At 65.2% G+C, this 604-nt stretch carries 1 protein-coding gene; it reads right to left on the reverse strand.

The genetic code is table 11. The annotated features are described in order from the left end of the window. Nucleotides 1-42 precede the first annotated feature (42 nt). Nucleotides 43-604, reverse strand: a 562-nt coding sequence (locus NS220_RS17545) for a LamG-like jellyroll fold domain-containing protein (protein ID WP_153004354.1), incomplete at its 5' end; no start/stop codon positions are given.

Genomic DNA, 604 nt, shown 5'->3' on the forward strand with positions numbered 1-604 from the left:
TTTTTTATGGTGGTGTGTAGCGACGATGGCATACCTAAGATGTTAACGCGTAAGGTCGGCGTCAGCGGCAGTGGTGTAGAAGGGACATGGATAGTTGTGGACGGTCGAGCCGAGGTCGGCCGGCGTCGTCGTCACCGAGGTGTTGCGGGTGCGCTCGACCCCGTCCTCGTACAGCACCCCGGTCGTGCCGGTCTGCGTGTACGTCATGTGCTTCCAGATGCCGCGCGCCAGCGCCGGGTTCCCCGAGGGTTGGATGTTGATCTCTTGCGACTGCCCACCGGGGGTGATGACGGTGTGGAACGAGTCGCCGGACCCGAAGAGATAGCGTTCGCCCGCGCCGTTGCCCGCGCGGTTGCCGATGCCGTAGATCATGTAGTAGTTGATCTGCTCCGGCGAGATCCACACGTCGAAGTCGACCGAGATCGACGTGAGACCGCGGTTGATGTCGTCGGGGAGCCGGATGGCGTTCCCGCTGCCGTTCCTGCCCCCCGAGAAGACGAAACCGCCGGACTCGGCATCCCACTGCGGCGTCCCCTCGACGACTCCCGCACCGATCGAGCTGCCGGGCGCGCTGTTCGCGGCCCGCGTGCCCGAGGTCTCGTCG

The sequence above is a fragment of the Microbacterium testaceum genome (assembly GCF_001476655.1).
In the GTDB taxonomy this organism is placed as follows: Bacteria; Actinomycetota; Actinomycetes; order Actinomycetales; family Microbacteriaceae; genus Microbacterium; species Microbacterium testaceum_C.